The following is a 12850-nucleotide window of genomic DNA, read 5'->3' on the forward strand; positions in this document are numbered from 1 at the left end:
GGTCCGCATGATCGAAGGCATGTCCGACCCAGTGACCGGCCACAGCGACGGCACCGCCCGAACGGCGTGCTCGTACTGCGGCGTGGGCTGCGGTATCACCGTGACGACTGCCGCGGACGGCGCGGGGAAACCGGTGATCGCCAAGGTCAGCGGCGACAAGTTGCACCCCTCCAACGCGGGCAGGCTGTGCACCAAGGGCGCGACGCACGCGGAACTGATGCGCGCCACCGGACGGATGGAGACCGCCTACCGGCGCTCGGAGCGCGGCCAGGTCCCGGTGCCCTTCCCCGTGGACGAGGCGGTGCACGAGGCGGCCACCCGATTGCGGGCGATCCTGGACGCGCACGGTCCCGACGCGATCGCACTCTACGTTTCCGGGCAGATGTCACTGGAGGCGCAGTACCTCGCCACCAAGCTCGCCAAGGGTTACCTGCGCACGGTGCACATCGAGGCGAACTCGCGGCTGTGCATGGCCAGTGCCGGGACCGGGTACAAGCAGTCGCTCGGCGCCGACGGACCGCCCGGCTCCTACGACGATTTCGAGCACGCCGACCTGTTCTTCGTGATCGGCGCGAACATGGCCGACTGCCATCCGATCCTGTTCCTGCGAATGGCCGACCGGCTCAAGGCGGGCGCGAGGCTCATCGTGGTCGACCCGCGCCGCACCGAGACCGCCGCGCGCGCCGATCTCTTCCTGCAGATCGCCCCCGGCACGGATCTCGCGCTGCTGAACGGACTGCTGCACCTGCTGGTCGAGGGCGGCCACATCGACGAGGAGTTCATCGCCGAGCACACCGAGGGCTGGGCGGCGATGCCGGAGTTCCTGGCGGACTATCCGCCGCAGCGGGTGGCGGAGATCACCGGGCTGGCCGAGGCCGACATCCGCACCGCCGCCCAGTGGATCGGCGAAGCCGGCGAATGGATGTCGCTGTGGACGATGGGACTCAACCAGTCCACGCACGGCACCTGGAACACCAACGCGCTGTGCAACCTGCACCTGGCCACGGGCGCCATCTGCCGTCCAGGCAGCGGTCCGTTCTCGCTCACCGGGCAGCCGAACGCGATGGGCGGCCGGGAGATGGGGTACATGGGTCCCGGTCTGCCCGGCCAGCGCAGCGTGCTCTCCGCCGAGGACCGCACGTTCGTGGAGACCGTGTGGGAGCTCGAGCCCGGCACGCTGCGCACCGAAGCCGGGCCCGGCACGGTGGAGATGTTCCGCAGCCTGGCCGAAGGCACGATCAAAGCGGCCTGGATCATCTGCACCAATCCCGTCGCCACCGTGTCTAACCGCAAGACCGTGATCGCGGGCCTGGAAGCCGCCGAACTGGTGATCGCGCAGGACGCCTACACCGAGACCGCGACCAACGCCTACGCCGACCTGCTGCTTCCCGCCACGCTGTGGGCGGAAGCCGAGGGGGTGATGGTGAATTCCGAACGCAACCTCACCCTGATGCGGCAGTCGGTGCCGCCCACCGGCGACGCGCGGCCGGACTGGCGGATCATCGCCGACATCGCCACCGCCATGGGGTTTCCCGGTTTCGGCTTCGCCTCCAGTGCCGAGATCTTCGAGGAGATCAAACGCTTCGCGAATCCCGCGACCGGCTACGACCTGCGCGGCGTCAGCTACGAGGCGCTGCGTGACGGACCGATGCAGTGGCCGTGCGCGGAGCCGGAGCGCAGGCGCAATCCGATCCGGTACCGCAACGACGGTGTCAGCCAGACGTTGTTCGTCGACGCGCACGGCCACCGGCCCCGGCTGGCCTTCGCCACGCCGAGCCGCCGCGCGGTGTTCTGGCCGCGCCCGCACCTGCCGCCCGCGGAGATGCCGGACGACGACTACCCGTTCCTGCTCAACACCGGACGCCTGCAGCACCAGTGGCACACGATGACCAAGACCGGCAGGATCGGCAAGCTGACCAAGCTGACCGGCGCACCGTTCGTCGAGGTGCACCCGGCCGACGCCGAACGCCTCGGCCTGCGCGAGGGTGACCAGCTCGAGATCGCCTCGCGCCGGGGCCGAGCGGTGCTTCCGGTCCAGGTCGGCGACCGGGTGCGGCCGGGCGATTGCTTCGTGCCGTTCCACTGGAACGACGAACAGGGCGAATACCTGACCATCAACGCCGTCACCAACGACGCGGTCGATCCGGCCTCGCTGCAACCGGAGTTCAAGGCGTGCGCGGTCGCACTGCGCAGGGTGGCCGCCGTGCCGCGGCCCGAGACGCCCGCGGCGATGCCCGAGGCGGACCCGGCGCATCCGCTGGCGGCCGCGCTCGGTCTCGACAGCGGCACCGCCCCCACGCTCAGTGAAACCGAGCGGATCTACCTGAGCGGATATCTGGCCGCGCTGCAAGCGCTACCGGTGACCGGTCAGCCGGTGCTCCCGGACTCGGCGCCGATGTCGGCGCACAGCAGGCTGTGGGTCGACGGGTTGCTGGCGGGGATGTATTCACGTGGTGCGGCGGGCCCCGCGCCCGCGGGGGTCGAGGCTGCGGCCGCTCGCGCGATCACCGTGCTGTGGGCCTCGCAGACCGGCACCGCGGAGGAATTCGCGGCCACCGTCTCGGCACATCTCGCCGGGCACGGTTTCACGCCGCGACTACTGGATCTGGACTCCTGCGACCTCAACTCGCTTCAGGGCGATGTGCTGGTGGTCAGCAGCACGTTCGGCGACGGCGGGCCGCCGGACAACGGAGCCGATTTCTGGGATCGCCTGGCCGACACCGTCGTGCGGCTGACCGGTGTCCGCTACGCGGTGTTCGCCCTCGGCGACTCCTCCTATGACGACTTCTGCGGTTACGGCCGCAAACTCGACGAGAAATTCGCCGAACTCGGCGCGACCCGGCTGCTTGCGCGCGTCGACAGCGAACCCGACTACGAAGACGCGGCGCAGCGCTGGCTCGCCGACGTGCTCGCCGCGTTCGGCGCCGAGGAACCCGGGTCCCCCGCCGGTCCCCCGGTGCGCGGCGCAGGCGGCCCGGGCCGATCCACGCCCCGGGGCGGCGGGGTCGCGACGCTGGAAATGCCGAGTGCCGCACCGGCGCTCGGGCGCACCCGCACGGCTTCCCCGCCGTTCACCCGCACCGCGCCGCTGCATGCCCCGTTGCTGCGCAACGAGTTGCTGTCGACCGGAGGATCGACGAAAGAGGTGCGCCGCTTCGGATTCGATCTGCGCGGTCTGGAGGCCACCTACGAGGTGGGCGACTCTTTGGGCGTCTGGCCGGTGAACAGCGCCGCGCTGGTCACCGAATGGCTGGACGCCACCGGGCTGGACGGTCGCCGCGTGGTCGAGGTCGACGAGCGCGAGCTCTCGCTGGCGGAGGCGCTGCGCACGCACTACGACATCACCAAGGTCGGGCAGGATCTGCTCGGCTTCCTCGCCGAGCGCAACCACAGCGGCAAACTCGCCAAACTGCTGCGCCGCGACAACCGCAACGAACTGGCGAATTACCTGTGGGACCGGCAGGTCGTGGACGTGCTGCGCGACTTCCCGATTCGAGCCGATCTGGTGGAGTGGCTCGGCACATTGAAGAAGTTGCAGCCGCGCCAGTATTCGATCTCGTCGAGTCCGCTGGTCAGCCCGGATGAGGTGGAGCTGACCGTCGGCATCGTGCGCTACGGCGACCCGGCCGCCACCGGTTCGGCGGCGCGGCGCGGCGGAGTGTGCTCGACCTTCCTCGCCGATCGGGCGGCCGCCGATTACACCGGCGCGGCTGTGCCGATCTTCCTGCAACGCGCACCGCATTTCCGTCCTCCGGCCGACCCGGCCGCACCGATGATCATGGTCGGCCCGGGCACCGGCATCGCGCCCTTCCGGGGGTTCCTGCACGAGCGCAGGGCCCTCGGCTGCACCGGACGCAACTGGCTGTTCTTCGGCGATCAGCACGCGGCGCAGAACTTCTACTACCGCGCCGAACTGGAGGACATGTTCCGTTCCGGCTTCCTGACCCGCCTCGACCTGGCCTTCTCCCGGGACCAGCGGGAGCGGATCTACGTGCAGCACCGCATGGTCGAGCACGGCGCCGAGCTGTGGTCCTGGCTGCGCGATGGCGCCCACTTCTACGTCTGCGGCGACGCGAGCCGGATGGCCAAAGACGTCGACGAGGCCCTCCTGCGGATCGCACGCATCCACGGCAAGCTCGACGAGGACGGCGCACTGGCCTTCAAGAAGCAGCTCGTCGCCGAAAAGCGCTACGTACGCGACGTCTACTGACGGCCCACAACAGCCATTCCACACCACGCACATCGTTCACTGATCGCGATCACAATACGGAACCGGACGCTGCCAAGCGCCGTCAAACTCTCTGATCGAACTCGAAGGTCGGATGGAGCAGCAAACGTCGAACGAGCATCTTCTACGGCGCCGCCGGTTCTGATCTGCACGTCACCCAATAAATGGGTGTCCATCGGCACAATCAGGGGGTCCCATGAACACTCGCGCTTCGCTCACCGTTAGCGCCGTCGCTATCGCCGTGGCGGGCTTCATCAATGCATCTGCATTCGCTCCAGCCAACGCGGCACAGGTATGGGGCGCCTGCGGAGTGTCATCCAAGCAGGACAAGGTCGTCGCTAGCTACAGCAAAGCGACATTGAAGTGCGGCACCGATGGCTGGGGATTCCGCCACATCCAGGGGCGCCACCTGCAGGATTGGCAGAACCTTGCCGACATCGAACGGAACAACTGGCGGGATATCGCCGACATCGCGATTGCGAAATCCCTCGACGCACCCGATCGGACCGCCGCGGCGGGAGGCGGCAAGACCTGTTACTCGGGTCAGATCTATCTGGTCAATCACGTCACTGGGCAGATCGCGAAGACAGTGGAGCCCACCGTTATCGTTGGCAGTGACGGAGCGATCATCACCGCTTACCCGGGAGGAAAGGCTTGCCGTGCATGAGCCGACCTACGAAGAGCTGACGGACTCCATCGTTCGAGCCGCGAACTGGGAAGGGCTCAAAGTTCGCATGAAGGACGGCATTCCGTACATTGTCGAACGCAATGGCGCGGCGCTGACTCCTCCGGTCGCCATGCGCTTCACGCCGGACACTCTGCAGGAGTACTACCGCAAGATCGCGGAGGATGCCCTGCGTGGCAGACCCGAATCCCCTTGGGAGTGGTGGATGGACTTGATGTCCACCCACCTCGGCGAGGCGATGTACGACCTGGACCGCGTGGGCGGTCCGGCCGTGATCACCATCGGCAAGTTCGGCTTCACCGCGACGCGGATTCGAGCGGAGTGACGTCCTCGGCTCACACCGCGGGCGGGTTCAGGCGGGTGAAGTCCGGGAGGCGGTAGTACGGGTAGTAGGGGTAGGGCGGGGTGGTGGCGCTTGCTTTGTCCAGGCGGGCGATCTGGTCGGCGTCGAGTTCCCAGCCGATCGCGCCGAGGTTCTGGCGTAGCTGCTCCTCGTTGCGGGCGCCGACGATGACGGTGGCGACGGTGGGGCGACGCAGCAGCCAGTTGAGGGCGATCTGCGGCACCGTCTTGCCGGTTTCGGCGGCCAGCTCGTCGAGGACGTCGACCACGTCGTAGAGCTTCTCCTTGTCCACCGGCGGACCGGCCTCGGCGGTCCGGTGCAGGCGACTGCCTTCCGGAAGCGGTTGGCCGCGACGGATCTTGCCGGTGAGCCTGCCCCAGCCGAGGGGACTCCAGACCACCGCGCCGACACCTTGGTCGCGGCCGAGCGGCATGAGTTCCCACTCGTAGTCCCGCCCGACCAGCGAGTAGTAGACCTGGTGCGCGACGTACCTGGTCAGTCCGTTGCGATCCGCCGCGGCAAGGGATTTCATCAGCTGCCAGCCCGCGAAGTTCGACGCGCCGACATAGCGGATCTTGCCGGCGCGCACCAGATCGTCCAGGGCCGCGACGACTTCCTCCACCGGCGTGCCCACGTCGAAGGCGTGCAGCTGGAACAGATCGATGTAGTCCGTGCCCAGCCTGCGCAGCGACGCCTCCACCGCACCGATCAGCCTGGCCCGGCCGGAACCGGCGTCCGCGGGGCCGGGGCCGGTCGGCAGCGTCGCCTTGGTGGACAGCAGCACCCGATCACGCCTGCCCTGGACGGCGGCGCCCAGCACCTCCTCCGAGGCGCCGTCGGAGTAGACGTCGGCGGTGTCGAACATGTTCACGCCCGCGTCCAAGCTGATGTCGACCAGCCGCCGCGCCTGTTCGGCATCGGTGTCGCCCCACGCGCCGAACAGTTCACCCCGGCCACCGAAAGTGCCCGCGCCGAAGCTCAAGGCCGGGACGTGGAGACCTGATGCGCCGAGCCGCCGGTACTCCATCTGCGTGTCGACCATCCGAACGTTCACTGGACAGCCCTCCTAAAGGGTCTATAGTTCCATTAACACCTCGGACGGTACACCCGTTCGCCAATAAATGAAACTGGAGTGCCGTTATGGAGCCGGAAGAGGCCACACCCGGATCGGTTCGACCTGGTGGGCGGACCGCGCGGGTTCGCGCCGCCGTCCTGCGAGCGGCGGGCGACCTACTGGCCGAACACGGGTTCGCCCACCTCGACCTCGCCGAGGTGGCGGCGCGCGCCGAGGTCGGAAAAACCACCGTCTACCGCCGCTGGCGCACGCCCACCGGCCTGATCGCCGACCTGCTGACCGACATGGCCGAGAAATCGCTGCCGCACGCCGACACCGGCTCGCTGCTCGGAGATCTCACCGCCAACGCCCGCTTGGTCGCGAAAACGCTGTCCGATCCCCGCCAAGGCAAGCTCTTCCGCGCCGTGATCGCCGCCGCCACCTGCGACGAGTCCGCCGCAGCCGCTCTGCGCCGCTTCTACGACGTGCGGCTCACCGAATGGTCGGCGTGCGTAGCGGCCGCCGTCGCGCGCGGCGAAGCGCCGGAGCGTACCGACGCACGCGCGGTGCTGTCGGCGGTGTCGGCCCCGCTCTACTACCGGTTGCTCGCCAGCGGCGACCCGATCGATGATGCCGCCGCGGATACCGCCGCGCGCGCGACGGTCGATGCCGTGATCGCGGGCACTTTCGTAACCACCGATCCGCCGCGCGGCTAGCCGAGCACCGCTTCGCTGGCGCCCGCGGTCCAGTCCGCGCGGCGACCGGTGTAAGCGAGCATCCGCGCCAAGGCCGGCGCATCGGGCGCGACCGGCACCACCGGCCCGAACAGACCGGGCACCCCTTCGGCCGGGGTCTCGCGCAGCATGTCAAGCAGGATCGCCAGGTGCCCGGCGTCGCAGGCGAAGGGCTGCCCCGTGGCTTTCGCGAGGTCCCAGCCGTGCACCACCACCTCGTCCAGGGCGATCCTGGCCATCACCGGGGCCGCTTCGCTCACCCCGCCCGCCTCGGTCACGCCGTCCCAGGCCACGGGCTCCCGCCACGCGGCCACCAGAGCATCGAGCTGAGCCGGAACGCGCTCGCGCCAAGCCCCTGGCAAGGCGCGCTCCACCAGCGGAGCCGGCGCGACCGAACCGCCGACGGCCTCCTTGGTGGCCGCCTGACGAAACGCCTCGGTCAGATCGAGCACGTGCGCGAGCAGATCACGCACCGTGGTGTCGGCGCACGGCGTCGGCGCGGCGAGCTGGTCGTCGGTGATGCGGCCGACCACGGACGACAGAGCGACAGCGGCGGGTTCGAAATCGAATTCCGGATTCATCGAATCTCCTGAGCCGGGGATATGTTCAACCATGCAGACGTCCCAGCCGGGCCGAACTCATCGGTCCGGAGGAACGCGAAGTCGAACACCGCAGGAATAGCGCTCCGGTCAGCTCTGCGATGCGATGCGGTCGGTCTGTGCGCGATGCACATCCAAGGCCGTGTGCAGGAAGTCGAGAATCAGCGAGAGCTGCTCGGCGTCGTAGCGACCGAGAGCCCGCGCACCCGCCCGGCCGACCGGCTCGAAGATCCGCTCCGCCATGTCGCGCGCGGCGGCAGTGGCGGTTACCAGCACACGGCGCCGATTGGCCGGATCCTGACCGCGTGTGACGAATCCCGCCCGCTCCAGTCGATCGATCACCGCGGTGGTGGCCGCGGGGCTGAGCTGCACCGCCGCGCTCAACTCACCCGCGGGCAGCGGGCCACGGCCGAGCACCACATCGAGGCAGCGAAGATCGGTGCGGTTCATGCCCAGGTGCGCGGCGACCGCCTCGTCGAAGACGTCGAAGCTCTGCTGGAGCAGTCGCAACTGCGTGCCGATGGCACCGATAAGAGTTTCTTTCGACATTCGAAACTTTCTGCTATCGTATCTTTCGTTCATCGAAATAATAGCACGCACAAGGACGCTGCCATGCACGACACCGACATCGACGACGCCGAGATCCGCACGCTGTTCCGCGACCTCATGCGGGCCTGGACCGACAACGACGCCGAGGCCTACGCCGGCCATTTCACCGCCGACTCCGACTACGTGTCCTATGACGGCACCCGCGCGATCGGCCGAGCGGAGCACCAGCGCAATCACGACAAGCTCTTCCGAGGCGTGCTGGCAGGCTCCGCACTGGTCGGCGACCTGGAGTCGATTCGCTTCGTCACCCCGGACGTGGCGATCCTGCACGGCACGGCGTCGGTACTGATGCCGTGGCGATCGCGGCTGCCCGAGCGCAGGCGATCGCGCCAGACGCTGGTGCTGGTACGCACCTCCGAGGGCTGGCGGATAACCGCGATCCACAATGGCCGGATCCGCCCGGTGACGGTTCCCGAACCGGATTCCTTTCCGGCCGGAATGTCTCGCCTCATGGGCCGCGCGGCACGCAGGCTCAGAGTCGGACCGCGCCGGCCCGCTCGGTAACCGCGCGGAACCGGGCCGTCTCGACCGCCGCGCGAGGTACCGCCGTTACGCACTCGTAGCGGCGAAATGCGCTGGAAAAGCGGATAATTGGTAGATGAAGGGTGATCGGGTGGAGATCGTCGTCGACGTCGGCGACGGATCTCGCAGTTACGAGATCGCGGCTACCCGGGCGGGGCGGCGGGTCGAGGTCAGGATCGCGCGTGGCGTGGTCGAAGTCAGCGAGGTGACGCGATCGGGGACGGCGGTGCGGACCGCGCGGTTCATGGCCGGGCGCACGCTCGCGCTGGTCGAGCACCCCGCCGATGCCACCGCGGCGCGGGCCGAAGAAGAGCGACAACGCTGACGCGAAAATGCTTGCCGTCCGTCCCGGCCACGGGCATCCTCGATGCAGTCGGAGTCGATCGTCCGCCTCGATTGCGGCATCCCGCGGCGGGTATGCCCATCGAGACGCATACGCGGAGAGGAGCGCACGATGTCAGATCCCCTTGCCGACGCGGTCCCGGAGGCGGATCTCGCCGAGCAGTCCGTCCCGGCGTATCCGGAGGAGCCGGTGGTCGCCGACGACCTGCCGGAGCAGGACGATGCCGTCGGACGGGCGATTCCCGAGCGCGACGTCTTGGAGGCGAATCCGGCGGACGTGCTCGAGCAGTCCATCGCGGTTCCGATGGACGACGACCCCGAGGATGAATTCGGCTTCTGACCGTACGGCTCAGGGCTGGATCTTCGCCCACACCGTCGCGTGCAGTTCCCGCAGGCTGGACCGCTCGGTGGCCACCTCGAGCACCCGCATGCCATGGGCGTGCCCGGTCAGCTCGACGGCCAGCTGTTGCGGGTCCACCTGCCGGTGCGGGATGCGATAGGCGGCGCACAAGGCGGCGAGATCCATGCCGTGCGGGGTGCCGAAGACCCGTTCGAACACGCCCGCGTACTGCGGGTCGCCCTGCTCGAGCAGCTCGAAGATGCCGCCGCCGTCGTCGTTGGCCACCACGATGGTCAAGTCAGCCGGCCGCGGTTCGCCGGGGCCGATCAGCAGACCGGACGCGTCGTGCAGGAAGGTCAGGTCGCCGATCAGCGCGATGGTGCGCCCCTCGTGGTGCAGGGCGGCGCCCACCGCGGTGGACACCGTGCCGTCGATCCCGGCGACGCCGCGGTTCGACAGCACCTTGATCCCCGGCCGCGGATGCGACACCAGCGCGGCGTCCCGCACCGGGTTGGAGGCGCCGAGCAGCAGTTGGTCGCCATCTCGCAGCGCGTCCATCACGACCGCGGCGACGTGCAGCCCGGTGGGTTTCGGATGCCGCGCGAGTTCGGCGCGCACCACCTGGTCGGCTTTCGCGTTCAGTTCACGACAGTGCTCCAGCCATCGCGGGCTGGGAGCGCCGCTGATGACCGCGCGCGTGCCGGTACCGACCACGTTGCCGGACACGTCGGGCCAGCGCGGACCGGTGGTGAGCGCGTAGACCCGGACGTCCGGATCGGCGAGCACCTTCGAGACCTGCCGGTGCAGGGTCGGCCGGCCGGTGATGATCGCTTGCTTCGGCCGCAGCAGCGACAGCACCAGCGGATGCAGCGCGGGACCGTGCATGGGCGCGGTGGGCTCGGCGACGGTCGGCAGATCCGCCAGCTCCGGCCGCAGCCCGGCGCCGTGTCCGGAGATCACCACCGTGTCCGGTGTGAGGTCCAGATCGAGCGGCACGTCCAGGGTGGCGTACTGGGTCTGGGTCCAGGCGCGCTCGCCCGCGCGACCCGTGGGAGCCGACTCGCCCGGCGCCAGGTCGGGGACCAGCGGCTCACGCAGCGGGACATCGAAGTGCACCGGGCCCGCGTTGCCGGAGCGGGTGCCGCGCGCCGCCGCCAGCACCCGGCAGACCGCCGAACGCCACTGGCTGTTCTGCTGGTCATAGGGCGGGTGGTCGGCGTCCCCGGCTTCCCGCTCCGCCAGACCGAGCGAGATGGTGGCACGGACCTGGCTGCCGAACAGGCCGAGCTGCTCGACGGTCTGGTTGGCTCCGGAGCCGAGCAGTTCGTAGGGCCGGTTGGCACTGAGCACTACCAGCGGGACGCGGGCGTAGTTCGCCTCCAGCACGGCCGGGCCGAGGTTGGCCACCGCGGTACCCGAGGTCATCACGACCGGGACCGGGTGCCCGCTCGCGATCGCGAGCCCGACGGCGAGGAAGCCCGCCGTTCGCTCATCGATCCGCATATGCAGCCGCAGCCGCCCCGCCGCGTCGGCAGCCTGGAGGGCGAAGGCCAGCGGAGCGTTCCGGGAGCCGGGGCAAAGGACGACATCCCGTACGCCCCCGCGCACGAGTTCGTCGACGACGACCTGCGCTTGTGCTGTTGACGGGTTCACGTCTCCAGACTGGCAGACAGTCAACTGGAAGTCGCTGCCGGGAGGCTTGCAATCACACTGTGTCCTCGGACACTGCCTCCGGGCCGCGACGGTGGTTCGCTCCCGATGAGGCCGTCGACCCGCGCGCCTCGGCTGACGTCCGAAACATGCCGCAGGGAGGTCGCTATTGGTAGATGCTCGGTCGCGATCCAAGGAGAGGCCCGCAACAACCCTCCGCTCGGCAGGCGCTCAACAAACACCGCCCAGCTCTCGCCCAGCAGCGACTACCACGTAATAACAGGGCCAGCGGTAATCACTCGGACCGTGCCCCTTCAAGGAGGGCTCAGAGCGTGCCCTGACCTACTCACTCGGCCACACCGGCCCGGCTCCCGGTTTCGAGCGAAGCGAGACCGAGCATGCGCCGTTCGCGGCCCGGCTCGCGTCCGAGTGGCCGCCGCGTCCGCGACGAAGTCGCAAGCGGTGGTCGCTCGGACGCGAGCCATGAGAGGGCCGCGAACGCGCCGCGACGAAGTCGCGGCAGGAATTACTGAGCGTGCTTCTGGATCAGGTCGCCCACGCGCGGCAGCGCCTCGATGACGTTCTTCTTCGCCGAGGAACGCATCGAGGAGTAGACCTTCTGCAGGGCCGGGCGAGTGGAGGATTCGGCCCGAGCGTCGGTGACGGCGAGCAACGCCTCGGCGACCTCGTCCGACTTGGCGACGAGCAGATCGGCGAACTTGCCGGAGCCCGAGGCCGTGTACTCCTGCCAGAACGGCTCCAGCTGCGCGACGAACTTGGGCGCCAACGACTCCAGCGCATCGGGCACGATGGACGGGCTGATCTTCTTGACCGCCGCGTAGCCACCCTTCACAGCCAGGCCGGACGCACCACCCTTGTCCGAGACCTCGGCATCGAGAACCTCGACGGCGTCGGCAAGGAAAGCCGGGCGCTTCGCGTCGTCGAGCAGGGATTCAGACAGTGCTGCAACCACTTTCAGGTTCCTCCGGATCGGTATCGATGAACGAGCGAGGGCAACTATACGCACCCGCGCCAGCATTCACCCGGCTACGGCTGCCACGGCAGCAACTCCACCATCAGACCTTCGCAGTCAGCGAGCAGATCGCCCTGCTCATCGAGCAATTCGGCGGCGATGAAAGTTTTGCGCCCTTCGATCCGGTCGACCCGTCCGCGAACCGTCAGTTGCGTTTCCAGCGGAGTGATCTTGCGGTAGTTCACATGAAGGTACGCGGTGCGGCTGATCGGCCGTCCGGCGTAGTGCACGATCATGCCGAGCAGATCGTCGAACAGCAGCGGCAGCACACCGCCGTGCGCGGCGCCGTTGCCGCCGAGATGGAAGCGGCGGAACACACCGGTCATCTCGATGCCGTCCGGCCCTGCCTGGACCACCTGCCACGGCAGCAGCAGAAGGCTCCCCCGTCCCGGCAGTTCGACGGCGCGGCCGGCCGGCCCCTGCAACTCGGGCGCGCGGTAGGGCTCCAGCAGATCGATCAGCTCGCGGGCTTTGGCCTGAGCGGCCCCGAACACGTCGTCGGGCGCGTCCACGGACACCGCGAGATCCTGCAACGTCCGCATGGCTTCCACGAATCCGCCGAAGTCCGGCCCCACCCGCGCGGGCGTGACCTTCGGAAATCCGCCGTGCTTCTCGTACCGGGACCCGTCCACCGCGCTCCGGTCGATAACCGGTTTCACTCGCTCGCTCATAACTTGCACGGTAACGCGTATTTTTACACCGTCAAATCGA

General features: G+C 68.8%; 13 protein-coding genes. 7 read left to right on the plus strand and 6 right to left on the minus strand.

The annotated features are described in order from the left end of the window. The first annotated feature begins 19 nt into the window (after positions 1–19). The 3 genes from NA8_RS18385 (at position 20) to NA8_RS18395 (ending at position 5238) form a co-directional block, all read left to right on the plus strand. A complete protein-coding gene (locus NA8_RS18385) occupies positions 20–4210 on the plus strand; it encodes a bifunctional nitrate reductase/sulfite reductase flavoprotein subunit alpha (RefSeq protein ID WP_063051698.1) in 4191 nt (1396 codons plus the stop codon). A 214-nt stretch (positions 4211–4424) separates the two neighbouring features. Next, positions 4425–4895, plus strand: coding sequence for a hypothetical protein (locus tag NA8_RS18390; RefSeq protein WP_063051604.1), 471 nt, complete (start codon positions 4425–4427; stop codon positions 4893–4895). Continuing rightward, positions 4888–5238: a hypothetical protein gene (locus NA8_RS18395; protein WP_063051605.1), complete on the plus strand. Its 351-nt coding sequence runs from the start codon at positions 4888–4890 to the stop codon at positions 5236–5238. The genes NA8_RS18390 and NA8_RS18395 overlap by 8 nt, the downstream gene beginning before the upstream one ends. A gap of 10 nt (positions 5239–5248) precedes the next feature. On the opposite strand, the gene NA8_RS18400 is transcribed toward NA8_RS18395, so the two are convergent. Then, complete coding sequence (locus NA8_RS18400; RefSeq protein ID WP_063051699.1) at positions 5249–6283, minus strand: aldo/keto reductase; 1035 nt, start codon at positions 6281–6283, stop codon at positions 5249–5251. Positions 6284–6396: 113 nt separating this feature from the next. Here NA8_RS18400 and NA8_RS18405 point away from each other — a divergent pair, with 113 nt between their 5' ends. After that, positions 6397–7026, plus strand: coding sequence for a TetR/AcrR family transcriptional regulator (locus tag NA8_RS18405; RefSeq protein WP_063051606.1), 630 nt, complete (start codon positions 6397–6399; stop codon positions 7024–7026). Here the strand turns inward: NA8_RS18405 and NA8_RS18410 are convergent. Together NA8_RS18410 and NA8_RS18415 are read right to left on the minus strand one after the other, a co-directional pair. Beyond that, positions 7023–7625 carry a TIGR03086 family metal-binding protein gene (locus NA8_RS18410; RefSeq protein ID WP_063051607.1) on the minus strand — a complete coding sequence of 201 codons (603 nt, stop codon included), beginning with the start codon at positions 7623–7625 and terminating at the stop codon, positions 7023–7025. The two genes, NA8_RS18405 and NA8_RS18410, sit on opposite strands and share 4 nt — an antisense overlap. Positions 7626–7733: 108 nt before the next feature. Next, a complete protein-coding gene (locus tag NA8_RS18415) occupies positions 7734–8261 on the minus strand; it encodes a MarR family winged helix-turn-helix transcriptional regulator (RefSeq protein ID WP_245663896.1) in 528 nt (175 codons plus the stop codon). On the opposite strand from NA8_RS18415, the gene NA8_RS18420 reads away from it, so the two are divergent. From NA8_RS18420 to NA8_RS18430, 3 genes are all read left to right on the plus strand, one after another. After that, positions 8256–8756 (plus strand): SgcJ/EcaC family oxidoreductase, encoded by a 501-nt coding sequence (locus NA8_RS18420; RefSeq protein ID WP_063051609.1) that lies wholly within the window; start codon positions 8256–8258, stop codon positions 8754–8756. The genes NA8_RS18415 and NA8_RS18420 overlap by 6 nt on opposite strands. A 94-nt stretch (positions 8757–8850) precedes the next feature. Further along, entirely contained in the window at positions 8851–9099 is a 249-nt protein-coding gene (locus NA8_RS18425) for a DUF8836 family protein (protein WP_063051610.1), read from the plus strand. 129 nt (positions 9100–9228) lie between these two features. Beyond that, a complete protein-coding gene (locus NA8_RS18430; protein WP_063051611.1) occupies positions 9229–9456 on the plus strand; it encodes an Rv3202a family protein in 228 nt (75 codons plus the stop codon). A 9-nt stretch (positions 9457–9465) separates the two neighbouring features. Here the strand turns inward: NA8_RS18430 and menD are convergent, their stop codons facing one another. The 3 genes from menD to NA8_RS18445 all read right to left on the minus strand — a co-directional run bounded on the left by menD (position 9466) and on the right by NA8_RS18445 (position 12810). Then, positions 9466–11109, minus strand: coding sequence for a 2-succinyl-5-enolpyruvyl-6-hydroxy-3-cyclohexene-1-carboxylic-acid synthase (gene menD / locus NA8_RS18435; RefSeq protein WP_063051612.1), 1644 nt, complete (start codon positions 11107–11109; stop codon positions 9466–9468). 523 nt (positions 11110–11632) lie between these two features. Continuing rightward, positions 11633–12079 (minus strand): DUF6918 family protein, encoded by a 447-nt coding sequence (locus NA8_RS18440; protein WP_063051613.1) that lies wholly within the window; start codon positions 12077–12079, stop codon positions 11633–11635. Between the two features lie 74 nt (positions 12080–12153). Next, complete coding sequence (locus NA8_RS18445; protein ID WP_063051614.1) at positions 12154–12810, minus strand: PaaI family thioesterase; 657 nt, start codon at positions 12808–12810, stop codon at positions 12154–12156. Positions 12811–12850 lie beyond the last annotated feature (40 nt).

Origin of the sequence: Nocardia arthritidis NBRC 100137, from assembly GCF_001612765.1 — a bacterium.
GTDB lineage: Bacteria > Actinomycetota > Actinomycetes > Mycobacteriales > Mycobacteriaceae > Nocardia > Nocardia arthritidis.